Genomic DNA, 26,179 nt, shown 5'->3' on the forward strand with positions numbered 1-26,179 from the left:
GTAAAAGTATAAGCAGAAGATCCTGATGATCACTTTCTCAAAGAGAAAAGGACCAATCAGGATCTTTTTTCGGACTCGCGACGGATGTATGCCATCGAAGAATCCGTTATGATAAAATAGAATCATTGGGAGGAGGAGCTTACATGAAAAGCCCTTGGCGTTTTTTCTTTGTCGTAGAAGCATTATTATTTCTATTTGCGGTCTGGCAAATTTTATCGAATCCACCGTTATTGATTTTATTGATTTTAGGTGTTGTGACGATCTACTTTGTTTCTCGCAGAGAACGTAAAACAAATTTTAATAATTTTTTGATGGTTACCGGTGGTATCGCCATCTTTATCAGTCTTTTAAATAGTCCGGCTTTGTGGCTGATGTTGATTTTTGCGATCCTTTTTATTGGATTGAAAGGTGTGGAAATCACTGGTGTAGATTTTACAAAAAACACGTTTTGGCGCAAAAAACAAATGATCATTTTAGAAACAGAAGAACCAAAGCAGTTTCATCCTCATAAAACGAAACAACAATGGATCGGCAATGAGCGGATCGGGAATCAAGTGTATGAATGGGATGATATCAATATCGATATCTTTTCTGGAGATACGATCATTGATTTGGGAAATACATTATTGCCGAAAAAAGAGAATGTCGTGATTGTTCGTAAGGGATTCGGCCGTACGAGAATTTTAGTTCCTGCTGGAGTTGCTATCAAAATGGAACATAGCACCTTTATCGGGACAGTGATTTTCGAAGGCGAGGCAACAGGTCTGAAGAATGAGAAAGTTACGATCTACAGTCCGGATTATGAGGAAAACACCCGCCGACTAAAAATTTTAACGAACACTTTGATTGGGGATATCGAGGTGATTCGGGTATGATTGCTAAATTTTCTCGAGGAATGATCGCTTTTTATAGTGCGGTCACTAGTTTTTTGATGATGATCTTGATTCTTTTTTCGTATCTTTATGCTAGTGGAAAGAAGAATTGGCTGCTAGAAGTCTTTCAGATCAAACTATTCTTTATACCGATCATTTTTCATTTATTAGTTGTTTCGCTGATGGTGGGCCTGGCTGTCTTTCTATTGATTTCTCTTTTCAGAAACCGCCAATATGGGCCAATCGAAGAGAAGCTGCGATTGCTTTCAAATGGAGATATTGATAGTCCACTACTTGACACACCTATCCCTCATGCGCAAGAAAATCGGTTGATTGAAGATGTCGATCGAGACATCAGGAAATTACAGGTCAAAATGAAAGATATGTCAAGTGAGCTTCAACAATTAAATGCTCGGCCGCAGCTAGTGGATGGCAGTACAAAAGAAGAAATCCTTGAAGCCGAACGACATCGTTTGGCCCGAGAATTGCATGATTCAGTTTCACAACAATTATTTGCCGCAATGATGATGATGTCCGCATTGAACGAACAAGCCATCCGGGACGATGCCCCGGAAATGCAAAAGAAGCAGTTGGCTATGGTAACGGACATCATCAATGCTTCGCAGTCTGAGATGCGAGCGTTATTGTTACATCTGCGTCCGGTCACATTGGAAGGGAAAAGCCTCAAACAAGGAATCGAGCAATTATTAAAAGAATTGGAAACAAAAATCAAGATATCCTTGAAATGGGATATCGAAGAGTTTACTATGCCAAGCTCTATAGAAGATCAATTATTTCGAGTGATTCAAGAATTACTATCGAATACACTGCGTCATGCCAAAGCGGATGAACTTGAAGTCTACTTGAATCATATTGAACACAACGTGCTGTTGCGCGTGATCGACGATGGTGTAGGATTCGATGTCGACAATCAAAAAGCTGGCAGTTATGGACTGATGAATATCCGTGAGCGAATCAGTGCCGTTGGCGGCACATTAAAGATTATCAGTTTTAAAAATCAAGGAACAAGTATTGAAATAAAAATCCCGCTGCTTAAGGAGGCATAAAAATGATCAACGTTTTGTTAGTAGATGACCACGAAATGGTACGTTTGGGGGTTTCTTCCTACTTATCCATTCAAGAAGATATAGAGGTGATTGGAGAAGCTGAAAACGGCAAAATCGGCTACGAAAAGGCATTGTCTTTATGTCCCGATGTCATCTTGATGGATTTAGTGATGGATGAAATGGATGGCATTGAGGCAACCAAAGCCATTCTAGCAGATTGGCCGGAAGCAAAAATCATCATAGTTACTAGTTTTATTGATGACGAGAAAGTATATCCTGCAATTGAAGCTGGTGCTGCCGGTTATTTGTTAAAAACATCCACTGCACATGAAATTGCGGATGCCATTCGTGCGACTCAAAGAGGCGAGCGGGTGTTGGAACCGGAAGTAACAACGAAAATGATGGATCGTTTAACAAATCGCACGCCGATTTTACATGATGATCTGACAAATCGAGAAAAAGAAGTGCTGCTTTTGATTGCTGAAGGGAAAAGTAATCAGGAGATTGCGGATGAGTTGTTTATTACACTCAAAACAGTTAAAACTCATGTATCAAATATATTGTCGAAACTAGAAGTGGAAGATCGAACACAAGCAACCATTTATGCCTTTAAGCATGGCTTGACAAAATAAGAATCTCATCATAAGGGTACCTCCTCATAGTCAGTTGAGGAGGTTTTTGATATACTAGAGTAGGATTTGTAAGGTAAAGGAGCGTTTAATGTGAAGCAGAATTACGCGATTATTGGTCTTGGAAGGTTCGGCGGCAGTATTTGTCGAACATTGATAGAATCCGGACAAGAAGTATTAGCCATTGATAGCAATGAGGATCGGGTCAATGAGTATATGAATATTGCTACCCATGCGGTGGTGGGCAATGCACAGGATGAAATGACGTTGCGCTCATTAGGAATTCGTAATTTCGACCATGTGATCGTAGCAATCGGTGAAGATATCCAAGCAAGTATTCTTGTGACTTTGATGGTCAAAGAGATGGGGGTACCGAACGTTTTAGCAAAGGCGCAAAATGAATATCATGCTCGGGTTCTTGAGAAGCTTGGTGCTGATCGAGTTGTCCACCCAGAACGGGATATGGGGATTCGTATCGCTCACAATCTAGTATCAAAAAATATCTTGGATTATATTGAGCTTTCAGATGAATTTTCTCTGGCGGAGATTCGTGTCTCAAATCCGCGTTTCTTTAATAGGTCCTTACTTGATTTGAATTTTCGTCAAAAATATGGATTGACCGTTGTTGCTATTCGTCGAGGACCTGGACAAGTGATCGTGTCTCCCGCAGCTGATTCGATTGTGCGTGAGAATGATAATCTACTCGTGATTGGGAACACGGATGATGTGGATATTCTTGATGAACATATGAATGATTAGGAGTGAAAAATGATGAATATAACTATTACAGAAGCCGCAATTGATTGGTTCAAAAAAGAACTGACAGTCGACCAAGGAAGCGGCGTTCGCTTTTTTGGTAAAATCTATGGGAAAACTCAGATCCATGATGGTTTTTCAGTAGGAATGTCAGTAGATAAACCTGAAAATCCTATCGTTCAAAAGACAGTTTCAGACATGCTTTTTTTTATTGAGGAGGCCGACGAGTGGTTCTTCAAAGGGTATGATCTGCAAGTCGACTACGATGAAAAGCTAGATGAACCTAAATATAGTTTTACTGAAAACAATTAACTAAAATAAAGATACAATGCAACAGTATGAGTCTATGACTGAAGTTTAGTGGATTCCATATCGCTAGCTTTGATCATAGACCTGTTCGTTAGGAGATGAAACCATGTTATCAATTATCGTACCTTGCTTTAATGAAGAGAGTAGCTTACCACTTTTTTTTGAAGAGACTGAAAAAGTAAAAGATCAGGTAGGCATGCCTTTTGAATATTTGTTTATCAATGATGGGTCATCCGATCAAACACTCGCAGTGATGCGCAAGCTGCATCAAGAGCATCCAGAAAGTGTGCGGTACCTTTCGTTTTCACGTAATTTTGGAAAAGAAGCAGCCTTGTATGCTGGCTTAAAAGCAGCAAAAGGGGATTTTGTTACCGTAATGGATGCAGATTTACAAGATCCTCCAAGCCTTTTGCCTCAGATGTTTGACTTGCTCAACACAAAACAATTAGACTGTGTTGGAACGCGCAGAGCCGATCGCAAAGGAGAGCCTAAAGTTCGTAGTTTCTTTTCAGAAGCCTTTTATGCATTGATCAACAAAATTGGTGAGGCACATATGGTCAATGGCGCACGAGATTTCCGTTTAATGCGTCGGAATATGGTGGATGCAGTTTTAGAACTTTCTGAATACAATCGGTTCTCCAAAGGAATCTTTAGTTGGGTAGGTTTTGATACAGAATACATTGCCTACGAAAATCGTGAAAGAGTAGCTGGAGAAACTTCTTGGTCATTCTGGAGCTTATTCAAGTACTCGATTGATGGCATCGTCAATTTTTCTGATACGCCATTAAATATTGCTTCTTTTGTTGGCGCGTTGTCTTGTCTAGCTTCTGGAATTGCACTGCTATTCATAATTATTCGTACTTTTATTTTTGGTGATCCTACCTCAGGCTGGCCTTCTTTAGTTTGTATCGTATTGTTTGTTGGTGGTTTGCAATTGCTTTGTCTAGGTATTATTGGAAAATATATTGGAAAAATTTTTCTGGAAACAAAAAAACGTCCCCTTTACATTTTAAAGGAGACAGAAAAAGATCAAAAATAATTTTTGGGAATAAAAAAGCAGCGCTGGTTGATGATCAATACCCTTTTGTTACATTGACTTGATTTCGAACCAATTTTTTCTCGTGGATAAAATTGCGGAAGTTATCCATAAAGATGGCCATGAATGCTTTTTGAAAATGTGGGGTCAACCCGGAAATATGCGGGGTGATCAACACATTTTCCAGTGTCCATAGCGGATCATTTGCGGGTAAAGGTTCTTCTTCAAAAACATCAAGAGCCGCAAATGCGATTTCTTTTTGGCGGAGGGCTTCTGTCAACGCTACAGTATCTACACTAGGTCCACGCCCAACATTATAAAAAGAAGCGGATGATTTCATACTATTAAAAAAATGGCTATTATAGATTCTTGTAGTTTCAGGTGTCAATGGTAAGATATTAATCACACAATCAGCTTTCTGACTTTGTTCAATCAACTCTTCAAGTGGATAAGTTTCCTTGAAACCATCAACGGCATGCCCCGTTGTATTTATGCCGACAGGTTGGGTGCCAAAAAAATTTAAGGCCTTTGCTAAAGCCTGCCCAATTTTACCTGTACCTGCGATCAGTATTTCTTTATCAGATAATAATGAATAAGGAATACCATTGGGCTGCCATTGTCTTTCAGCCTGTTTTTTGATGGCGGTAAAAATTCCTCTGGATTCCATGAATAATAAAGCAATTAAATGATCAGTGATCGATTGTGCATGAATGCCGCTACCATTAGAAAGTAAGATGTTCTTTTGGGCAAACTGTGCTAGAGGTAGCGTATCCACACCGGCTGAAATGGCTTGGACCCATTCAAGAGAAGCATTAGCCAGTAACTTTCCGGCCCATTCTTCTTTCCAACCAATCGTGATTGCAACATTTGACCAGTCGATGGAAGTTGCTTCATCATAGTGGATAAACTGATATTCATCACTGATTTCATGAATTTGTGTGATAAATTCATCACGAAATTCTCTGCTAGATAAAATATATTTAGTCATATTTGTTCCTCCTTTATTTTAGTGTATCAAAGAACGAAGAAAAAACCATGCGCAAAGATCTATGCATGGTTGGATAGTTACTAGCTTTTTAATTGGATTTTAGGCGAACCTTTGACGCCTTGAGTGAATAGAAACAGTGCTGCGAATAAGATAAATGTTGTCCCATCAAAATTTGGTACGAATAGTTGGATCAGCACACTCAAAATTGTTGGTAAAGCAGCACTAACGATTAGTATCTTAAGGTTTTCAAAAAAGCTGTAAGAAAAAAGTTTTAGTTTTGTATAGATAGTTGCAATAAATGTACCCACGATCAATGTGATTAATAAATTTAAAAATGTAGGGTAGAGCGCTACTAAGAAAACAATAAGTTGTAGCCACCAAGGAATTTGATTGCTGCTCAGAGTTTCCCGAATCTTTTTGCCATCTAAATTTTTAAATGCTGGTTCATTATAAGAAAATTTTAATTGATTTGTATCTAAGAATGATGTGGAAAGTCCTGTTCCAGGGAAACTGACAACAATTTCTTTTTTTAATAGTCCCACACTCAACACATTTGCAGTGGCATCTGAAGCAATATCGGTAGCGTTGCGCTTTCCTTCAGGGTCGAAAGTAAAAATGATAGAGTCGGTTTGATAGATAAACCCTTCTCCTTGTCCTTTCGTTGTTAATTGCCCATTTTCAATCGAAAAATTGGGGATTTTTTGCGCAATTTTTTGACTATCTCGCTGGAAATCCTGAAAGATATCATTGACTTGCAAAGTGATTGGTACGGCTAAAATAACGGTAGCTCCAAGTAGAAAAAGAATCACTTTTGAAAAAGCAGCGTCTTTTACATATTTGAGATTTGGGATTCGAATAAATGCACTTTTTAGCATTTGTATGATTGTCATTTGTTTAACTCCTTTTATGTAACTAAAAATAATTGTAACGAAGGCAGCAACAGAACACAAGGACTTATGACAGAAAAGTCCGATTATCTCTAAAGTGTTCTTTGCTGATTAATGAGTAGAATTGGAGATCGAGTATGGAAAGTTTAAAAAATGTGAAAAATAAACTACAAGAAAAAAAATTATGGGAGCCGTTAACGTATTTAATTTTTGGTGGATTAACTACTTTGGTCAATTTAGTTGTTTATTTTCTCTTTAGAGAAATCTTTGATTTTCATTATATGATTGCCAATGTGATTTCTTGGGCAGCTTCTGTGTTGTTCGCATTCTTCACGAATAAGATTTGGGTCTTTGAAGCAAAAAGTGAAACAAAAAAAGAATCATGGCTTGCCTTTTGGAAGTTTCTTTTCTTTAGGGTCCTTTCGCTGGGATTGGATATGGCTTGTATGTATCTATTGATCAGCGTACTAGGAACCGGCGATTTTATCGCTAAGCTTGTTACACAAATCGTTGTCGTCCTAGCAAACTATGTTTTCAGCAAGTTTCTGATTTTTGCACCAAAAAAAGTTGATAAAAAGTAAGCATATGTTTTGATGAACCACTTTTTATCTGATAATGTTACTTATGTAATCACTATCACTGAGGAGGAATTTTTTATGTCTTACACATTACCAGATTTACCTTATGCTTATGATGCATTAGAACCTTACATTGATGAAGAAACGATGCATTTGCATCATGACAAGCATCACAATACTTACGTCACAAATTTGAATGCAGCAATTGAAAAACATCCTGAATTAGGTGAAAAATCAGTTGAAGAATTACTTGCTGATTTTGATTCGGTGCCTGAAGACATCAAAACAGCTGTCCGTAATAACGGTGGTGGTCATGCAAATCACAGCTTTTTCTGGGAAATCTTGGCACCAAATGCTGGTGGTGAACCAACAGGAGCCATCAAAGAAGCCATCGAAGAAACATTTGGCAGCTTTGCTGATTTCAAAGAAGAATTCAAAACAGCAGCAACTGGCCGCTTTGGTTCTGGCTGGGCTTGGTTAGTCATCAAAGATGGTAAATTAGCGATCACTTCAACTGCGAACCAAGATTCACCATTAATGGACGGTCAAACGCCAGTTTTAGGCTTAGATGTTTGGGAACATGCCTACTACTTGAAATACAAAAATGTACGCCCTGATTATATCAATGCTTTCTGGAGTGTTGTTAATTGGGATAAAGTAAATGATTTTTATGCGAAAGCAAAATAATCATTAAGTAAGGGAATTATTTTTAATCAGAATAAAACTATCCCAACGATAAAAGAAAGCACGTTGCATCTTAGCATCAGCTTCGTGTTAACCATAAGTTCTCACTGCTACCTTTGATTCGTTGGGGGTAGTTTTATTTTTTGAAACATATTGCTAACGCTTTCATTTTCAGCTATAATATTGAAGACGGAAGCGTCTTATTTTAATTACTGGAGGATTTACACGCATGGAACATGGAAAAGTAAAATGGTTCAATAATGAAAAAGGTTTTGGGTTTATTACAGTTGATGGCGGAGATGATGTCTTTGTTCATTTTTCTGCGATCCAAGGAGATGGCTTTAAGTCTTTAGAAGAAGGTCAAGAAGTCGAGTTTTCGATTGTCGAAGGCGCCCGAGGACCGCAAGCGGCAGAAGTCACGAAAATCTAAACTAGAACAAGCTGAGGGGGACCTCAGCTTTTTTTAATTTGCTATTTTCGGCCAAATTTGTTATCTTCAGTGTATTATAAATAGATTAAAAATGAGGGATATTTGATGAAACGAGTAATTACGTATGGGACATTTGATTTGCTCCATTATGGTCATATCAATTTATTGCGCCGAGCAAAAGAACAAGGAGACTATTTGATCGTGGCATTGTCTACGGACAAGTTCAATTGGGATGAAAAACAGAAGAAATGCTACTTTTCTTATGAAAAACGTAAACAGTTATTAGAGGCTATTCGCTATGTTGATTTAGTTATTCCTGAAAAAAACTGGGAACAAAAAGTTTCTGACGTCAAAGAGTACCACGTGGATACTTTTGTCATGGGTGATGATTGGGCTGGTAAATTTGATTTCATTCAAGAAGAAACAGATGCCGAAGTTGTTTATTTAGCTAGAACGCCTGAAATATCAACGACACAGATCAAAAAAGACTTAAAATTAAATAATTAATACTTAAAGCATAAAAGGTATCTTTAAATGGTGCCTTTTTTTGTACACTATTTCCGTTTTTTTCTTAAAATTTATTAGATGTTTTTCGTTGTTTATTTTGTCTTAGAGGAAAATATGATATGATGTAGCTTGAGTTGTAGCAAATGAATAGAATTTCTTTGAGAATGGATGAAGAAAGTGGAAAAAGAAATAAAAGTTCGTAGTACTTTGGTTACAAAGGAATATGACCTATACAAAAAGAAATCAGACAAAGTGAAAGCATTATTCAAATTTTATCATCGAAATGTTCCGCGTTTTTGGGCATTAAAAGGCGTTAGTTTTGAAGTGCGTGCAGGAGAGTCTGTAGGGATCATTGGGATAAATGGTTCTGGAAAATCAACGCTTTCAAATGTGATCAGTGGCATTATTCCTCCAACATCAGGCACAATGGAAGTCAATGGCGATACGTCGATTATCGCAATTGGAGCCGGATTAAAATATCAATTGACAGGTTTAGAAAATATTCGTCTAAAAGCATTGATGTCTGGAATGACCAATAAAGAAATCGATAAAAAAATGGATGAAATCGTAGCATTTGCCGATTTAGGTGATTTTATTAATCAACCTGTAAAAAGCTATTCCAGTGGGATGAAGTCACGTTTAGGGTTTGCCATTGCTGTTCATAATGATCCAGATATTTTGATCATTGATGAAGCTTTATCTGTTGGAGACGAAACTTTTTATCAAAAATGTGTGGATAAAATCATGGAATTCAAAGAGTCCGGCAAGACTATTTTCTTTGTCAGCCATGCTTTAGGACAAGTTGAAAAATTATGTGACCGTACAATCTGGATGCATTACGGCGATTTGCGCATGTTTGGTCCGACTGAGGAAGTAATGGCGGAATATCGCAAGTTTATCGACTGGTTCAAGAAGCAACCGAAAAAAGAACAAAAAGCTTACCAAGATAAATACAAAGAAAATCAAAAGGCATTTAATCTAGAAAAATTAGCTGAAAAAAGCCAAGATGATAGCTTGCTGAAAGAGCAGCATCTATCTGAACAAATGATTCAGAAGAACCTTAAACGAACTCCTTTAGGTGAGAAGATGACGATTCCAACTAAAGGACTTTTGACTCTTGCGATAGTAGGAACACTGTTTTGCTCTCTTGTTTCTTTCAGTGGCAGATCCATTAGCTATGCGCTAAAGCATCCAGTTGATGCAATTGTACAAGTTTTCAAGTAAAGATAACTATTTCTTTATTTAGTTTAGATAGAAAAGGAAGAGTTTAGTGAAAGAAATTGCTGCAGTAATAAAAGAACAATTTAATCATGCGGGAATTATTTTCCGTATGTCTCGATACGAGGACAAAGCAACCTATCAAAGCCACTATCTTGGTCTTGCATGGCAAATCTTGAACCCTGCGATTCAAATTGGTATCTATTATTTAGTCTTTGGGCTAGGAGTCAATGGTAATCGGAAAGTAGATGGCGTACCATTTATTATTTGGATGTTGATTGGGATCACAGCTTGGTTTTATATCAATTCTTCGGTACTTGGAGCGTCCAATAGTATTCACCGACAAGTTGGTATGGTAGCCAAAATGAAATTTCCAGTAAGTATCTTGCCGTCAATCAATATTATCAGTAACTTGTCATCTTATATCCCTATGGTAGCTATTGTGATTGGCTCGCTCTTATGGGCGGGAGTAACACCGTCCGTTTATTGGTTGCAATTTATTTATTACTTTATTGCGATGGTTATTTTCTTATTTGCTTTCGGATTATTAAATGCGACCATTACAGTATTGATACGTGACTATCATATTTTCTTACAATCAGTATTACGTTTGTTGTTTTATGTTTCAGGACCAATTTGGGATATCAATAATCGAAATATGCCGGAATGGTTAATTAAGCTATTACGTTTAAATCCCTTTTATTATTTGATTGAAGGCTTTAGAGATGCCTTTTTATCACGTGGTTGGGTTTGGGAAAAAACGACCTACACCTTAATTTTTTGGGGAATGACTTTAACACTATTGATAATAGGTAGTCATCTACACATGAAGTTTAGAGCGCGATTTGTGGATTATATTTAAGTATAAAAAAACTATTTTTCAATTAATACAAAAAACTATCCGAAGGAATGAAGGGGTCTGTTAAAGCGAGTCTCTTACTTTCCTTAGGATAGTTTTTTTAGATGTGTTAATGAATAGGGATGTACGCCGTTAAAAGTTAAAATAACAAATTCTTTATCGTTTCATTTTTGTTGCAATCGTGTTAAGATTCTGTAATAAAACAGAAGCAAGATTGCTGAATTTGTAAAATTGTGGCAAAATTTAAACGATTACCTAATAATGTTGTGATAGAGGTGTAGGATGCGTTTATATCAAAAAGTAATTTTAGGATTGTTGGGCTTGGTGGCAGTAAGTATTGTCGGTGTCACTGTCTATGGAATGAAAGTATACGATGATACGAATAAAACGTTCAATAATATTACGCAAAGTGCGGATCGTAAGACGAAAAAACGTGAAACGGCAGTAAGTATTGAAGATAGAGAACCCTTTTCGATTCTTTTGCTTGGGATTGATACTGGAGCGTTGGGGAGAACCGAACAAGGGCGTTCAGATAGTATGATGGTCGTTACGGTTAATCCTGCCAAGAAACAATCAACGATCGTTAGTCTTGACCGTGATATCTACACTCAAATTGTTGGGTATGGCACGTTGGATAAGCTGAACCATGCATATGCCTTTGGTGGCGAAGCAATGTCGATGGATTCCGTTGAAAATCTGTTAGACATTCCTATTGACCATTATGTTACGATTAACATGCAAGGTATGCGAGATTTGATCGATGCAGTTGGAGGTATCGAAGTCACTAATAAAATCGATTTTACTCTGGAAGGGGTGCATGTGCCTAAAGGAACCATTACTTTAGATGGGAAAACCGGTCTTGCCTATGCACGCATGCGAAAACAAGATCCGGAAGGAGACATTGGACGTCAAAAACGGCAAAGAGAAGTTGTCACTAAGATCGTTAAAAAAGTAATGAGCTTGGATGGCGTCAGCAATTATCAAAAAATATTAAAAGCTGTTGAAAAGAATTCAAAAACAGATTTGACTTGGGATGACATGATGGATATCGCTACCAATTATTTGCCTGCGTTCACGACAATCGATCAAGAACAATTGCAAGGTGAAGGCCAAATGATGAATGGGGTCTATTACCAATTATTAGGTATCAATCAATTGCTGGAAATGCAAAATAAATTGAAAGAACAACTGAATCTTCCTACCAGCGAGACTTTGTCTCAAGGAGATGAACATACTGATGGTTATACAAACTATCAATTGTACGACGATACGAATTACAATAGTGAAGAAAACTCAAATGAGAATCCAGGTGAACCGTCAGACATTTATGATGATGGAGCCGGGTATCAGGAAGATACTGGCGATTACTCTGGATATTAATAATGAAAACCCAAGCAAACGGTCATTGATCGTTTGCTTTTTACTTTTCCACAGATGGAAGTTAGAAAAATGTGTTTCACGGGATTAAAATTGGAAAAGATTAAGAAAGCTTAAAGTGTAGCAGATTTTTTCTCAACAAAAAAATCTTTTTGCGTAACTGTGAAACATTACAGTGGATGAGAACGAATTCTTATAATTTTCTCTAAGGATACTTGGATAATTTTGATTTCTTCTGTTTATATTGAAAATTTTTGGTAAAATAAGATGGTAAGCAGTTTGTAATGAGAGGATAGAAGAGATGAAGAATCTAAAAGATAAAGTCATTAAGAATATACGAAAAGGGCCTGAGGAGCCTAAGACAAAATCTTATCGCAAATCCCATGTTCCCTTTCGATTGAATTTTCTCTTTTTTGTGATTTTTGGTCTTTTTGTTGCGTTGATCGTGCAATTAGGTTATTTACAAATCGTGAATGGTGATAATATTGAGAAGCAATTGAAAGCTTCATCCGTGGTAGAAGTCAATGGCAGCTCTCCACGAGGAATGATTTATGATGCATCTGGCAAACCGCTTGTCAAAAATCAAGCCAATGCAGCCATTACCTTTACAAGAGGAAATAAGATGACAGCTGAAGATTTATTGAAGACTGCACAAAAACTAGCTACATTGATCGATATTCCAATCGATAAGAATCTGACAGAGCGGGACCTGAAAGATTTTTGGTTAGCAGATCCTGAAAATTTGAAGAAAGCGCAAGATCAATTAAGTTCCAAGCAAAAAGCGCTCGGGGCTTCTGAACAGTATGCGGCAACTGTCGATAAAGTAACGGATGAGGATATTGCCTTTAATGATGATCAGTTAAAAGTAGCTTCCATTTTTAAACGAATGAATAGTGCACAATCTTTAAGCACTGTTTATTTAAAAAATTCTGATGTATCTGATGAAGAACTAGCAATTGTGGCTGAGAATATGACCGAACTTCCCGGAGTTTCGACCGGCACAGACTGGACTAGAAAAATTGTTGAAGGCAGTTCATTGGCAAGTTTGATCGGAACTGTGACAACAGAAGAACAAGGGATCCCTGAAGAAAACTTGGATGAATATCTAGCGAAAGGGTATGCTCGTAATGATCGTGTAGGACGAAGCTATTTAGAGAAGCAATATGAAGAAGTCCTTCAAGGATCAAAATCAAAGTCTCAAATCACATTAGACAATAGCAATAATATTGAAAGCCAAAAAGAAATCTATGCGGGCTCTAAGGGAGATAATCTTGTACTGACGCTAGATGCCAAGTTCCAAAAAGAAGTTGATGAAATCTTACAAGATAACTTTAAGTCTTTGATGGATTCAGGAGCTGCAGAATACTCGCCTGGAGTCTATGCTGTTGCGATCAATCCTAAAACTGGCGGGATTTTGGCAATGTCAGGTTATCAACATGAGGCAGAATCAAGCAAATTGCAAGAGAATGCAATCGGAACCTTCATCAATGCTTTTGTTCCAGGGTCTGTAGTCAAAGGTGGTACGTTAGCAGCTGGTTGGGAAAATGGTGTCTTGAATGGGAATGAAGTCTTATATGACCAACCAATCCGCATCGGCTCTGATGTCAAAGCTTCGATCTTTAACCCGACAGGAGCAAACAATCGCAATTTGTCAGCTGAACAAGCCTTAGAAGTTTCTTCCAACTCCTACATGATGCAGGTTGCTTTACGCTTGATGGGCATTGAGTATCAGCCTGGAATTTCAATTCCAACAGTTGATCGTCAAACAGAAGCCTACAGTAAGCTGCGTACAGCCTTTGCCTCTTTTGGGATGGGGACGAAAACAGGGATCGATCTTCCTGGCGAAGCAACAGGGATCAGCACACCTGTCGACAAATTAGATACGGTCAGTGATGGCGGTAAGATCCTGGACTTAGCCTTCGGACAGTTTGATACCTATACGACATTACAATTGGCTCAATATGCAGCAACTGTGGCCAATGGCGGCCAACGATTGCAGCCACATATCGTTTCGGGTATCTATGGGAATGATGAAACCGGTGGTTTAGGAAGCTTGAAATCAGCGGTAGAACCTACCGTTTTGAACGAAGTTGGTTTAACTACTGATCAGATGAAAATCATTCAAAATGGATTTTATGATGCCGTTCATGGAACAGATGCTTGGGCTACAGCAACAGGACTAGCTTCTGCTAAAATGGAACTTTCTGCGAAAACGGGTACTGCGGAGACACCGATTGTCGATGAAAATGGCAAAACCATCAATCTGGTCAACCTAAATATTGTTGCTTATGGACCAAGTGATGATGCAGATATAGCAGTTGCAGTGGTTTTACCACAGGTTAAATCTTCAACTACTTCGCATCCAAACGTAAAAATCGTGAAAGAAATCATGGATGCTTACTATGATTTATATATGAAATAAGCAAGGCATAATCGTTGAATGAGTAAGAGGGAGTTGATGAACGGTTCGTTCGCTGATGATTTTCCAAATCAGTGAAGGACGGTTCATCAACTTTTTTTATAGCAAAATACTTTCTATCGGAATTATTAAGAGATTATCAATAATTCGGAGAGAAACCTCTTTTTTAGTAAGAGGGTCTTGCTATTTTTGGTTGAATGGCATAGAATACTCTCGGTCAACAAGAAATGAAAAAGCAGGATTGGTTTCAATCATTTTTCATTTTAACTGACTTCTATTATAATTGACTAGAATTGCAGGGGGCTATCATGACGAAGCAATGTTTAACGAAACAAGAATTGATGGAACGCCTAGGGGAGTTCTCACCAGCAGAAAAAAAAGAAATCCGCGAATATTTGCAACGGAAGAATCCATTGCTGTTTCGCAAATTTGAACGCATGAAACATGAATTATTTCGTCTAGAATCAAGACGGATTCAATGTGAAATCGAAAAAAATGAAAAGGAGTTGAATCAGCTCGATCATAAGATTCTCATGAAAAAAGAACATTTTCTTGAGTTATTAATCGCAATTCGAAAGAAAAGAGGATAATGGATGGAATTTATTGAACTTATCATCATCATCGCGATCCTCGTGACCTTTTCAAATATTGTCAGCAAAATACTGCCATCAGTACCGATTTTCTTCATTCAGATTATCTTAGGCATTCTGCTAGGATTGACTGAAATGGGACAAGAAATCGCATTTGAACCAGAGATGTTTCTAGTGATGATCATTGGACCGCTATTGTTTCGAGAAGGAGAACGAGCCGATGTTCCGGAAATCTTGAAGAACAGTAAGATCGTTTTGTTTCTGGCCTTTGGCGGTGTTTTGCTGACCTTATTTGCAGTGGGAACGACACTGCATTGGCTGATGCCATCGATTCCTTTGGCTGCTTGTTATGCTTTTGGCGCTGCCTTAGGACCAACAGATGCGGTAGCCGTCTCATCTTTAGCGAAACGCTTAAAAATTTCCAAGAACATCATGCATATTTTAGAAGGCGAAGGTCTTTTGAATGATGCTTCCGGGGTAACAGCGCTCCAATTTGCTATCGTTGCTTTAGTCACTGGTAGCTTTTCTGTTATGGGGGCTGGCTTTCAATTGCTTTTTTCGAGTATTGGCGGCGGCTTGATTGGTTACTTGATCGTTTGGTTAAAACGGCGGATCATTCGCTTTATTGAAAAAATATCTGCCCAAGATGTCACTGTTTATCTGTTGATCGAACTACTATTGCCTTTTGCAGCCTACTTGATTGCAGAAATGGTTGGAGTATCTGGTATCATTGCGGCAGTTGTTGCCGGTGTAGCGCAAGCACAAAGAAGACGACGAGTCTCTTTGTTCGATGCGGAACTAGCCAATATCTCTGAAAGTACGTGGTCAACAATTGTATTTACGTTGAACGCCCTTGTTTTTTTATTTTTAGGGATTGAACTTTCGCAAGTATTTTCACCCATTTGGGAAAGCAATTCTTATGCAAATGGTCATTTAGTCTTGACCATCGTAGTAGTAACACTCGTTATCTTCTTCATTCGTTTCTTATTCCTTCTTTTTTATTATCAGTTTTTACAATCAAAAAAAATCGTGGACTTGAAGCAAGTAGCTTTGTTGACCTTTGGAGGGGTCAAAGGAACGGTCAGCTTAGCGGCAATTTTTATCTTGCCTGTAACGATCAACGGTGACCAATTTGAAGCCCGCAGTTTGCTCTTATTTTTGACGGCTTGTGTCATCTTAGCGACTTTAGTGATCAGTGTACTTGTCTTGCCTTATTTGGCAGATGGTGAAGCTGCCGAATCTGTTGATTTCAATCAGTTGCTGATTTTAGAAGAAGTCATCCAGATCTTGGAAGAAGAAGAGAAAGAAACTACGGATGCCAAAGAGCGCTTAGCGACAGATGCAGTAATCAATACTTATGAAAATCGACGCTGGGAATTGTATCGCAATAGTTTAACTGATTCTGAAAAGCAAGAGATACAGGAAATTCAAGGATTGATTCTATCCATTGAACAGGATGGTTTGGATGAAGCCTACCGAAAAGGTGAGGTTAGCTCCAATGGGTATCGCTTTTATTCCCGGTTCATTTCGCAGCAGCAGCATTCGTTAGCAAAACAGTTCTTGTCTTTTTTCAGTTTTTGGCTTTTGATCATTCAACGTTTTGTACGGATCATTTTTCATCCCAAGCTGTTTTGGCAGCGCCAGCAGCAGCTGAAGGATGCATTGAAACAAAGAGATATATCAGAAGTACAAAAAATCTATATCAAAAACAGTGATTATATTTTTCATAGTTTAAGCAACTTAGAAGATGTCTACGATTCATCTTTGATCAACTTCTTTATACGTCAAAGGGAAATGAGCTTAAAGCGTTTTGAGCATAATAACTTCATTGAGACTATCATGATTGAACAAGAACCGATTTTTGTCAAAAAAGTTTTACGAGGCTATTATTTAGAACGAAAAACGATCGATGAATATGAGGTAGCCGAAAAAATTCCAACGATCTCTGCAAACGAATATCGACGCAACGTAAATCTCTTGGAATCTTATGCGATGGCTCGCTCAGATGAACAGCCGAAACAGCGAATGTTTCGTAGATAAAACAACAACTTCTTCGTCTCAGGGTTGAGATGGAGCGGTTGTTTTTTTCTTTTTTCTTAAAGACCCTGTCATGCTTATGTGGTACAATGGGCGAAGAAAAATAGATCTCAGGAGGGATTCTGTGAAAGAATTAAAAGTAAGTGAGCTTACAAAAACTTACGGCGATAAAACATTATTTGATCAGCTTTCTTTTCTGATACATGAGAAAGACCGGATTGGCTTGATTGGTGTCAATGGGACAGGCAAATCAAGTTTACTGACGATCTTGGCTGGAATTGAAGCCGGAGATGGCGACCGTCCCTCTGTTTTTAAACCACAAGATTATCGAATCGGCTTTTTGGCGCAAGAAAGTCAATTAAAAGAAGAATTATCGGTTGTTGATGCGGTCTTCCAAGGAACAAGTCCATTAATCAAAACCGTTCGTGACTATGAGAAAGCTTTGATTCAGCTGGAACAAAATGGCTCAGATCCTACAGTGCAAGCTGCCTACAGCAGAGCAGAAGAAGCTATGAATAAAACAGATGCTTGGAATACGGATACAACGGCAAAAATCATTTTGCAGAAATTAGGGATTTCAGATTTAAAACAACCAGTCAATGAACTTTCAGGTGGGCAAAAAAAACGAGTGGGGTTAGCGCAAGTGTTGATCGATGAACCGGATTTACTATTGTTGGATGAGCCGACGAACCATCTTGACTATGAAGCTATCCAATGGCTAGAAGGCTATTTGAAAAACTATCGCGGCGCACTGATGATGGTCACTCATGATCGCTATTTTCTTGACCGGGTAGCCAATCGCGTGTTTGAACTCTCTTTTGGTAAACTTTATGAATATCAAGGAAATTATGAGGACTATTTATTAGCCAGAGCGGAAAGAGAACGTATTGAAGAAACCCAAGAAGAAAAACGGCAACAGTTATATAAGCACGAGCTGGCATGGATTCGGACAGGCGCCAAAGCGAGAACGACTAAGCAACAAGCGCGAATCGATCGTTTCGACGATTTGAAAGAGAATATGAACCAAGTCAAACGGAATGGAGAAGTGCAGATTGATGTTGCGACCTCACGTTTAGGTAAGCAAGTGTTGGAAATCAAAGAAGGTAGTTATGCAATTGAAGGCAAACCAATTCTATCTCAATTTGATTTATTGATTCAGTCGCGAGAACGTTTAGGCATTACTGGTGAGAATGGTGCAGGTAAATCAACCTTGCTGAATGTGTTGGCGGGACGTCTCTCATTAGATTCAGGAAGACGGATTATTGGCTCAACCGTCAAATTAGCTTATTATACGCAAACCAATGAGACGATGGATCCGGAACAGCGGATGATTGCTTATTTACAAGAGGCAGCAGAAGAAGTAGAAAAAACAGATGGTGCCCATGTCAGTGTAGCGGAAATGCTGGAACAATTTTTGTTCCCCCGTTTCATGCACGGAACAAAGATCGGTAAATTATCTGGTGGTGAAAAACGCCGCCTATTCTTATTGAAATTATTGATTGGTCAACCAAATGTTCTATTGTTGGATGAGCCAACGAATGATTTGGATATTGATACATTAACTGTTTTGGAGAACTATCTTGAATCATTTCCTGGTGCCGTAATTACAGTTTCTCATGACCGTTACTTTTTAGATAAAGTTGCTGAAAAATTACTTATTTTTGAAGGCAATGCGCAAATTCTTCGCTTTTATGGTTCGATAAACGAATATTTACAAAAGACAGCAACGAAACAGGGCACAAAGAAAACTGCAGCCTCACAACCTGACAAAGGGCTACACAGCAAATTTGTTTCCGAAAAGCCAGTCAAAAAGAAACTAAGCTACATGGAACAAAAAGAATGGGCAACGATCGAAGATGAGATTGCTCTGTTAGAAGAACGAGTCGACGCACTAACTGAAGCGATGAATCAGCAGGGGGATGACTTTACGAAATTACAGCAGCTCCAAGCAGAAGTTACAGAAACAGAACAATTGTTAGAAGAAAAAATGACACGCTGGGAATATTTAAGCGAGTTTTCAGACGACTAATAAGGAGGCCCATTATGGAACAAGCATATCTTGATTTAGGGAAAAAAATTTTAGAAACGGGAAATGTCAAAGGGGATCGCACAGGGACTGGAACCAAAAGTATTTTTGGTCATCAAATGCGATTTGACCTCTCTCAAGGATTTCCATTATTGACAACCAAGCGCGTACCTTTTGGTCTGATCAAAAGCGAGTTACTCTGGTTTCTTAAAGGAGATACCAATATTCGATTCTTACTGCAACACAAGAATCACATTTGGGATGAATGGGCTTTTGAGCGGTATATTAAAAGTGAGGACTATACAGGTCCTGATATGACTGATTTTGGCCGTCGCTCATTAATTGATGAAGAATTCAATGCCAGCTATCAAGAGGAATTGCAAAAATTTTGCGAACGTATTTTAAATGACGAAGCATTTGCAGAAAAATTTGGTGATCTAGGTCATGTTTACGGGTATCAATGGCGTCATTGGGAAACTACTAAAGGGGAATTTATTGATCAGATCAAAGAAGTGATTGAAATGATCAAAACAACGCCAGATTCTCGGCGCTTGATTGTTTCCGCATGGAATCCAGAAGACGTGCCGTCGATGGCGCTGCCTCCTTGCCATACCATGTTTCAGTTTTATGTTCATGAAGGTCGACTAAGTTGTCAGCTTTATCAACGAAGTGCCGATGTTTTTTTGGGGGTGCCTTTCAACATTGCTAGCTATGCGTTATTGACTCACTTGATCGCTCACGAGACAGGACTCCAAGTCGGCGAATTTATCCATACTTTAGGGGATGCCCATCTGTATAGCAATCATATGGAACAAATGAAAGAGCAGCTTTCCCGAACAATTCGTTCTGCACCTACGTTGCACTTAAATCCTGAGAAACAATCGATTTTTGACTTTGAGATGGGAGATATCACGATTGAAGGCTACGATCCGCATCCCACGATCAAGGCACCGATCGCTGTCTAACTTATTACAGTTGGGAGTGAGAAGATAGATGACAAACGATTTACAGCGGGGAATCGTCGCAACGCTGCATATTACGTCAAAAGATACCATTTCATTATCAGATGTAGAAAAAACAATTACGATCCTTCGTTCTTATTTTTCGCAAGTCATTTTAGCAGTTTCTGAAGTAACGAAACCTGAAATCAAGCGGTATTTATGGCAGCTGCCGCCCCAGATCTATCTCTTTGAATTGCCAGCAGTCGGTGCTGGTCCAGCACGTCGACAAGCTGTGGCACGCGCTGGAAAGGCATTTCCGCAACTCGCTTCCTTTCAATTATGTGATTTTGATCGTTTGATCACTTGGTGTGAGGAATACCCAGATGAACTGTCAGCTTTGAGCTGTCAGCCATTTCCTACGAACACTTTCTGTATATTAGGACGTACAAAGAAAGCCTTCCTAAGCCATCCAACTGCTTGGCAGCGGACAGAAAAGCTGGTCAATGAAATTGCAGCGGAAGTTTTTCATATCAAGGGTCTTGATATTACCGCCGGCAGTGTCTTGTTTTCTGCGGAATTGATTCCTTTACTAGTATCCGCAGATTCTTCAAGATGGACGGATGGCGAATGGCCAACCAAAGTGAAGCATCATGGAGGGCATATTTTTTATCAAGCGTGCGAAGGCTTGTGTTATAAAGAAAGAAATACCGATCATCTGCAAGCACAGCCTGCTTATCAATTAATGAGAAGGCTGCAGATTGCAGCGGCTATTGCAGATTCACTTTATCTAGAAAGGGAGTTTTGAAACATGTTGATTGCACTTTGGGCACAAGACAAAAATGGTTTGATTGGAGAAAACGGCACATTGCCATGGCATTTGCCAAACGATCTGAAATTCTTCAAAGAACAAACTACTGGAAATTCGCTCATTATGGGGCGAAAAACGTTTGAGGGCATGAAGAAAAAAGCATTGCCAAATCGAACAACAATCGTTTTGACCAGTGACACAGCATATGAAGCAGAAGGCGTATTAGTTATGCATGATCGACAAGAAGTCTTGGATTATACTGCACAGCAAGATCATCCTGTGTTTCTAACTGGGGGTTCTGGAGTTTTCGAATCGATGATCGAAGATTGCGATCAGTTGTATCGAACAGTGATCGACGAGACATTTACCGGAGATGTCTACTTTCCTGAGATCGATTGGTCAAACTGGCATTTGGATAAAGTCATAGAAGGCGTAGTGGATGAAAAGAACATCTATCCGCACCGGTTTGAGTTTTATAGTAAGCAGAAAAAATAAATAAGGCAGCTGTTACAACATATGGTTGTAGCAGCTGCCTTATTTAAGTAAAAGTGGGTTAGATCATGTAAACCAAAGAACGGAAAAATACATAAGTCCAGCTCCGAGCATAACAAACAAATGCCAAACCACATGCATGAAGCGTACGGATTTGATACTGTAGAATAATGCGCCGACGGTATAAGAGACACCACCGCTTGCTAACAGAAAGGTACCCCAAAAACCCAGCGAAGCAATCAATGGTTTAAATGCAATCACGCAGAGCCAGCCCATAATAATATAAATTAGTGTGGATATTTTTGAAACCGTCTCTTTTTTATGCAGTGTGAGTGACTTATAAACGATCCCGCTGATGGCTAACAACCAAATCAAAATGAAAAGTGTCCAACCCAACCAACCTTGAATACTCAGCAAGCAAAACGGCGTATAACTGCCTGCGATCAATAAAAAAATCGAGGCGTGATCAAAGACTTGGAAAACTTTTTTTGCTCGTGTGAACATCAAACTATGGAAGAGCGTAGAGAATAAGAATAACAAAATCATCATAGAGCCATAAATCGCATAGGAAATGATGTGAATAGGGGAATCTAATCGAGCCCCTTTAATCAAAAGAATAACGAGTCCAGCTATACTTAATCCAAATCCGATACCATGGGTCACCGCATTGAGTACCTCATTCAGAATCAAGTAGCGTCGTGTAAATTTCATATGATCCATCAAGCACCTTCCCTTCGAATTTAAATAAGATGAAAAAATTTTTTCTCTCTGTTATACTGATTATAAATGGTCTATGGTTATTTTACCACGAAAAGAGACTTGATTTAAAGAGAGAGTGAATGTATGATGGCAAAGCTTAAAGTTGTAACGGATTCCTCCTGTACGATGGAGCCAACCGTTCGAGACCAATTGAATATCCATGTAGTTCCGTTATCTGTAATGATCGATGGGATGGTTTATCCGGATGATGATTCATTGCCCGGAGAACGATTCATGCAAATGATGGCACAAGCAAAAGAACTTCCAAAAACGAGCCAACCACCGATTGGCCATTTTGTGGAACTGTTCGATGAATTAGGAAAAGATGGTAGTGACGTTTTATCGATACATATGACGAAGGGTCTGAGTGGAACTGTCGAAGCTGCCAGACAAGCAAGTAATTTGTCGAAAGCAAATGTGACAGTGATCGATAGTGATACGACAGATCAAGCATTGTCGTTCCAAGTGATTCGGGCAGCTCAATTAGCACAAGAAGGTAAGACATTAGCTGAAGTTTTGCCGGAAGTTGACAAAGTTCGAGAAAATACCAAATTATTTATTGGTGTCTCTACATTAGAAAATCTGGTAAAAGGCGGTCGAATCAGTCGTGCCAAAGGGTTATTATCCAGTTTATTAAATATGAAAGTGATTATGGATTTCGACCATTCAGAATTGATTCCAATCGTAAAAGGACGCGGTGTAAAAACATTTAATAAGTGGTTTGAAGAATTGAAAGACGAATTGAAACGCATGCCGAATGTGAAACAAATAGGGATCTCTCATGCAGAGGGGTTAGAGATCACAGAACAATTCAAAAAAGAATTGCAACAACTCTTCCCAGAAATGAATATTCCACTACTTCATACCACCCCAATCATCGCTACCCATACCGGCAAAGGCGCATTCGCCATTACGTATTACACCGAATAATTTTAATGACAGTATCCAAGCGATTCGTAAACACGAATCGCTTTTTGCTGCGAATCACAATGATTGGCTTGCGAAGCAAGACAGAATTGATGATGAGCAGTACTAGGCGAGCTGAGCGAGCGTAGTAACCTTGAAAAGAATCACAATGATTGGCTTGCGAAGCAAGACAGAATTGATGGTGAGCAACGGCGAGCTGAGCGAGCGTAGTAACCTTGAAAAGAATCACAATGATTGGCTTGCGAAGTAAGACAGAATTGATGGTGAGCAACGGCGAGCCAAACGAGCGTGACCTTGAAAAGAATCACAAAGACTGGCACACGAAGAGTGACAGAGCAGATGATGAGCAACGGCGAGCCAAGCGAGCGCGACCTTGAAAAGAATCATTATGGTTGTCACTCGAAAAATGACTTTTACATTCTTTTTAATGTAAGTTTAGAAGCAACTGCAGACGAAACAATGAGTACAATGAGTAGCCGAGCAGTTGATGAAGCGGGACCCGAATCAAGCAGATGGGTAGAAATTGCTTCATGCTTCGCTGCTCTTCGTTGATTGAGTTTCTCGTCAATCAAAACATTTCGACTATGAATTTAATGAGAATTTTGATAAAATAGCTTAGATTATAGGTTAGGAGATTGAAGATCCGTGAAGTGGAAAAAAGTAGCAATTTATCTTTCAGTTGTATTGATCGTAGCTTTAGGTACTGGAATGCTCGGTCATTTTTTGATTCCAAAAGCGCAACCATTGCTCACACCAGTTGCGAGAACGGCAGAAGAGGGAAAGACCAAAAATGTGATCAATTACATGGCCTTAGGCGATTCGCTGACTGAAGGAGTCGGTGATGAGACGCAACAAGGAGGATTTGTGCCCATCGTTGCAGCCGATTTGCAAGATCGGTATCATTTAGCAAATGTTGTGACGACGAACTATGGAATTGCTGGAGAGCGCAGCGATCAAATCTTGAAACGAGTGAACAAAGACAAAGAATTGCGCAGTGATCTAAAGAAGGCTGACTTGATTACATTGACCGTCGGCGGGAATGATGTATTAAAAGTGATTCAAACTAATTTTTTTGGTTTGAGTGTCGATTCTTTTACCAAACCCATGGCCGACTATCAAGAACGATTAGTAGAGATGTTTGAGCAGATTCGTCAACTGAATGAAACAGCACCCATTTATGTGTTAGGGATATATAATCCTTTTTATTTAAATTTTCCAGAAATTACTGATATGCAAACGATTATTGATAATTGGAACAAAGCAACAGAAACATTTGTCAAACAACAGCACAATGCTTATTTTATCCCAATCAATGACTTGCTATACCAAGGACTAAGTGACGAAGTTGGGATCGCAGATACGGATTCTTCTGAAGCAGGCGCTTCAGGATCAGCAGAAACTTCGGATACCACAACTTCCACCACCAATGGTATGACCGGTACTTCAGAAACTGGGGGAACAAAAGTGACCAACAATGTACTGTATGATGGGGATCGTTTCCATCCAAACAATCTAGGGTATCAGCTAATGGCGAATGCTGTTCGTGATGAATTAATCAAAACCCAAAATGTTTGGCTGATGAAGGAGGAAAAATAATGAAACAAGAAACTAATGATGTGGATAAAAAAAGTCCAATCAAAAAAATGAATTACTGGAAAATTGCTTTTCTAGTTTTAGTAGGCATTCTGCTGGGAACAACTGTCTTTTTTGCTTCACGGGTGTTTCAACAACGTGAATCTGGGATCTCAGAAAGTGCAGAACTAGTCAAACGAGACGGTAATCCTGTTTTGACCATCAACAGTAATAAGAGTCAAGTCAATCAATTGATCGATTTCTATTTAACTGATTTTCAGAAAGATCAAGAAGTAAAATACAATTTCGAGTTGAGAAATGAGGCACTACTGACAGGTCAATTTAAAGTGCTGAACTTTCCAATCACATTTTACTTATACTTTGATCCTTATGTCACCGAAGAAGGCAATGTTCAGTTAAAAGCCAAAAGTTTATCAATTGGTACTTTAGATCTGCCGACCAGTGAAGTGTTAAAAATGATCAAGCGCAGCTTCAAGTTTCCAGAGTGGATCGAGGTCAATGCGGATGAACAAATTATTTTGATTCGCTTGGATCAATTCCGCATGCAAAACGGCTTGTTTATCAAAGCGAATAAAATCAATCTAGTAGATGATGAGATCCAAATGAGTCTCTATCTGCCAGCAGAAACGGAGGACAAATAATGGAACGAGCAATTTTTGCAGGAGGGTGTTTCTGGTGTATGATTCAGCCTTTTGATGAGTTAGAAGGAGTACAGTCCATCTTTTCCGGGTATACGGCTGGACACACGGTTGACCCGACCTACGAGGAAGTAAAAAGTCATAAAACCGGTCATACAGAGGCTGTTGAGATCATTTTTGATCCAGAAAAAATCAGTTTTGAGGAATTATTGACTATTTATTGGCAACAGACGGATCCCACGGATGCTTTTGGGCAGTTTGAAGATCGAGGAGACAATTACCGACCAGTCATCTTCTATTTCAATGAGGAACAAAAACAAAAAGCAGAAGCAAGCAAAGCCGCTTTGCAAGCATCGGGTCGCTTTAATGCCCCAATCGCAACGAGTATCGAACCTGCACAACCTTTTTATTTGGCAGAAGAAGAGCATCAAGAATACTACAAAAAGCATCCTGAAAATTTTGCTCGCAATCATGCGAGACGAGCAGCTTTTCTTGAGGATCACTGGGAGAATACGCATGCGTAAAAGTTTTTATACTTATTTAATGGCCATCAAAGGGCCTAGTCATACTGATGAGGCACAGATCTTTGCGACACATGCAAGTCATGATATTCAATTCCCAAAACATACCGACGATTATGATGAAGTTTCTTCTTATTTAGAATTGAACGTCGATTATTTGCCTTCTATGGATATTTTTGATCGTATTTGGGAACAGTATGTGGAGGATAATAAATAAGAGAGAGTGGAGTG

Annotated in this window: 29 protein-coding genes; 26 read left to right on the top strand and 3 right to left on the bottom strand. The window is 38.9% G+C overall.

Translation table 11 applies throughout. The annotated features are described in order from the left end of the window. The first annotated feature begins 143 nt into the window (after positions 1-143). The 6 genes from liaF to IGJ45_RS06290 all read left to right on the top strand — a co-directional run bounded on the left by liaF (position 144) and on the right by IGJ45_RS06290 (position 4,672). Positions 144-875 (top strand): cell wall-active antibiotics response protein LiaF, encoded by a 732-nt coding sequence (gene liaF / locus IGJ45_RS06265; RefSeq protein ID WP_103299900.1) that lies wholly within the window; start codon positions 144-146, stop codon positions 873-875. Next, positions 872-1,939: a sensor histidine kinase gene (locus IGJ45_RS06270; RefSeq protein WP_003126937.1), complete on the top strand. Its 1,068-nt coding sequence runs from the start codon at positions 872-874 to the stop codon at positions 1,937-1,939. Before liaF ends, IGJ45_RS06270 begins: the two co-directional genes overlap by 4 nt. Before the next feature lie 2 nt (positions 1,940-1,941). Next, positions 1,942-2,571: a response regulator gene (locus IGJ45_RS06275; RefSeq protein WP_409531823.1), complete on the top strand. Its 630-nt coding sequence runs from the start codon at positions 1,942-1,944 to the stop codon at positions 2,569-2,571. A 90-nt stretch (positions 2,572-2,661) separates the two neighbouring features. Continuing rightward, positions 2,662-3,327 (top strand): potassium channel family protein, encoded by a 666-nt coding sequence (locus IGJ45_RS06280; RefSeq protein ID WP_003126939.1) that lies wholly within the window; start codon positions 2,662-2,664, stop codon positions 3,325-3,327. Positions 3,328-3,339: 12 nt separating this feature from the next. Further along, positions 3,340-3,636, top strand: coding sequence for a HesB/YadR/YfhF family protein (locus IGJ45_RS06285; protein WP_029486982.1), 297 nt, complete (start codon positions 3,340-3,342; stop codon positions 3,634-3,636). A 103-nt stretch (positions 3,637-3,739) separates the two neighbouring features. Next, positions 3,740-4,672, top strand: a complete 933-nt coding sequence (locus IGJ45_RS06290) for a glycosyltransferase family 2 protein (RefSeq protein WP_003126941.1) — start codon at positions 3,740-3,742, stop codon at positions 4,670-4,672. Positions 4,673-4,706: 34 nt separating this feature from the next. On the opposite strand, the gene IGJ45_RS06295 is transcribed toward IGJ45_RS06290, so the two are convergent. Together IGJ45_RS06295 and IGJ45_RS06300 are read right to left on the bottom strand one after the other, a co-directional pair. Further along, positions 4,707-5,657: a phosphoglycerate dehydrogenase gene (locus IGJ45_RS06295; protein WP_409531824.1), complete on the bottom strand. Its 951-nt coding sequence runs from the start codon at positions 5,655-5,657 to the stop codon at positions 4,707-4,709. A gap of 80 nt (positions 5,658-5,737) precedes the next feature. Then, complete coding sequence (locus tag IGJ45_RS06300) at positions 5,738-6,547, bottom strand: DUF1189 domain-containing protein (protein ID WP_409531825.1); 810 nt, start codon at positions 6,545-6,547, stop codon at positions 5,738-5,740. Between the two features lie 134 nt (positions 6,548-6,681). Here IGJ45_RS06300 and IGJ45_RS06305 point away from each other — a divergent pair, with 134 nt between their 5' ends. The 14 genes from IGJ45_RS06305 to IGJ45_RS06370 all read left to right on the top strand — a co-directional run bounded on the left by IGJ45_RS06305 (position 6,682) and on the right by IGJ45_RS06370 (position 21,513). Then, on the top strand, positions 6,682-7,125 hold the full coding sequence (locus tag IGJ45_RS06305) for a GtrA family protein (protein ID WP_081131315.1): 444 nt from the start codon (positions 6,682-6,684) through the stop codon (positions 7,123-7,125). 75 nt (positions 7,126-7,200) lie between these two features. Further along, positions 7,201-7,809: a superoxide dismutase gene (locus IGJ45_RS06310; protein ID WP_003126946.1), complete on the top strand. Its 609-nt coding sequence runs from the start codon at positions 7,201-7,203 to the stop codon at positions 7,807-7,809. A 226-nt stretch (positions 7,810-8,035) separates the two neighbouring features. Continuing rightward, complete coding sequence (locus IGJ45_RS06315; RefSeq protein ID WP_003126947.1) at positions 8,036-8,236, top strand: cold-shock protein; 201 nt, start codon at positions 8,036-8,038, stop codon at positions 8,234-8,236. 105 nt (positions 8,237-8,341) lie between these two features. Further along, positions 8,342-8,743: a glycerol-3-phosphate cytidylyltransferase gene (gene tagD / locus IGJ45_RS06320; protein WP_409531826.1), complete on the top strand. Its 402-nt coding sequence runs from the start codon at positions 8,342-8,344 to the stop codon at positions 8,741-8,743. Positions 8,744-8,911: 168 nt separating this feature from the next. Next, entirely contained in the window at positions 8,912-9,967 is a 1,056-nt protein-coding gene (locus IGJ45_RS06325) for an ABC transporter ATP-binding protein (RefSeq protein WP_003126949.1), read from the top strand. Positions 9,968-10,013: 46 nt separating this feature from the next. After that, positions 10,014-10,823, top strand: coding sequence for an ABC transporter permease (locus IGJ45_RS06330; RefSeq protein WP_003126950.1), 810 nt, complete (start codon positions 10,014-10,016; stop codon positions 10,821-10,823). 279 nt (positions 10,824-11,102) lie between these two features. Further along, complete coding sequence (locus IGJ45_RS06335; protein WP_003126952.1) at positions 11,103-12,200, top strand: LCP family glycopolymer transferase; 1,098 nt, start codon at positions 11,103-11,105, stop codon at positions 12,198-12,200. Between the two features lie 298 nt (positions 12,201-12,498). Next, positions 12,499-14,619, top strand: a complete 2,121-nt coding sequence (locus tag IGJ45_RS06340; protein ID WP_081131318.1) for a peptidoglycan D,D-transpeptidase FtsI family protein — start codon at positions 12,499-12,501, stop codon at positions 14,617-14,619. Between the two features lie 305 nt (positions 14,620-14,924). Beyond that, positions 14,925-15,206, top strand: a complete 282-nt coding sequence (locus IGJ45_RS06345) for a hypothetical protein (protein WP_003126954.1) — start codon at positions 14,925-14,927, stop codon at positions 15,204-15,206. Between the two features lie 3 nt (positions 15,207-15,209). Next, entirely contained in the window at positions 15,210-17,246 is a 2,037-nt protein-coding gene (locus IGJ45_RS06350) for a cation:proton antiporter (RefSeq protein ID WP_409531827.1), read from the top strand. 121 nt (positions 17,247-17,367) lie between these two features. Further along, positions 17,368-19,272, top strand: a complete 1,905-nt coding sequence (locus IGJ45_RS06355) for an ABC-F family ATP-binding cassette domain-containing protein (RefSeq protein ID WP_409531828.1) — start codon at positions 17,368-17,370, stop codon at positions 19,270-19,272. A 14-nt stretch (positions 19,273-19,286) separates the two neighbouring features. After that, positions 19,287-20,234, top strand: coding sequence for a thymidylate synthase (locus IGJ45_RS06360; RefSeq protein WP_086269260.1), 948 nt, complete (start codon positions 19,287-19,289; stop codon positions 20,232-20,234). A 28-nt stretch (positions 20,235-20,262) separates the two neighbouring features. Continuing rightward, positions 20,263-21,015: a hypothetical protein gene (locus tag IGJ45_RS06365; protein ID WP_029486969.1), complete on the top strand. Its 753-nt coding sequence runs from the start codon at positions 20,263-20,265 to the stop codon at positions 21,013-21,015. A gap of 3 nt (positions 21,016-21,018) precedes the next feature. After that, the gene (locus IGJ45_RS06370) at positions 21,019-21,513 is read left to right on the top strand and encodes a dihydrofolate reductase (protein ID WP_003126959.1); all 495 of its coding nucleotides are present in this window, start codon (positions 21,019-21,021) and stop codon (positions 21,511-21,513) included. A gap of 63 nt (positions 21,514-21,576) precedes the next feature. On the opposite strand, the gene trhA is transcribed toward IGJ45_RS06370, so the two are convergent. After that, entirely contained in the window at positions 21,577-22,230 is a 654-nt protein-coding gene (gene trhA, locus IGJ45_RS06375) for a PAQR family membrane homeostasis protein TrhA (RefSeq protein WP_113849906.1), read from the bottom strand. 126 nt (positions 22,231-22,356) lie between these two features. On the opposite strand from trhA, the gene IGJ45_RS06380 reads away from it, so the two are divergent. From IGJ45_RS06380 to IGJ45_RS06405, 6 genes are all read left to right on the top strand, one after another. Next, positions 22,357-23,199, top strand: a complete 843-nt coding sequence (locus tag IGJ45_RS06380) for a DegV family protein (RefSeq protein WP_034704768.1) — start codon at positions 22,357-22,359, stop codon at positions 23,197-23,199. A 291-nt stretch (positions 23,200-23,490) separates the two neighbouring features. Continuing rightward, a complete protein-coding gene (locus tag IGJ45_RS06385) occupies positions 23,491-23,748 on the top strand; it encodes a hypothetical protein (RefSeq protein WP_409531829.1) in 258 nt (85 codons plus the stop codon). A gap of 114 nt (positions 23,749-23,862) precedes the next feature. Further along, positions 23,863-24,792, top strand: coding sequence for an SGNH/GDSL hydrolase family protein (locus tag IGJ45_RS06390; protein WP_285905856.1), 930 nt, complete (start codon positions 23,863-23,865; stop codon positions 24,790-24,792). Continuing rightward, positions 24,792-25,430, top strand: coding sequence for a YpmS family protein (locus IGJ45_RS06395; RefSeq protein ID WP_005472266.1), 639 nt, complete (start codon positions 24,792-24,794; stop codon positions 25,428-25,430). Before IGJ45_RS06390 ends, IGJ45_RS06395 begins: the two co-directional genes overlap by 1 nt. Beyond that, positions 25,430-25,951, top strand: a complete 522-nt coding sequence (msrA, locus tag IGJ45_RS06400) for a peptide-methionine (S)-S-oxide reductase MsrA (RefSeq protein WP_409531831.1) — start codon at positions 25,430-25,432, stop codon at positions 25,949-25,951. Before IGJ45_RS06395 ends, msrA begins: the two co-directional genes overlap by 1 nt. Then, complete coding sequence (locus IGJ45_RS06405; RefSeq protein ID WP_003126967.1) at positions 25,944-26,165, top strand: YozE family protein; 222 nt, start codon at positions 25,944-25,946, stop codon at positions 26,163-26,165. The genes msrA and IGJ45_RS06405 overlap by 8 nt, the downstream gene beginning before the upstream one ends. Positions 26,166-26,179: the final 14 nt, after the last annotated feature.

The organism is Enterococcus sp. DIV0574 (assembly GCF_051711125.1).
In the GTDB taxonomy this organism is placed as follows: Bacteria; Bacillota; Bacilli; order Lactobacillales; family Enterococcaceae; genus Enterococcus_D; species Enterococcus_D gallinarum.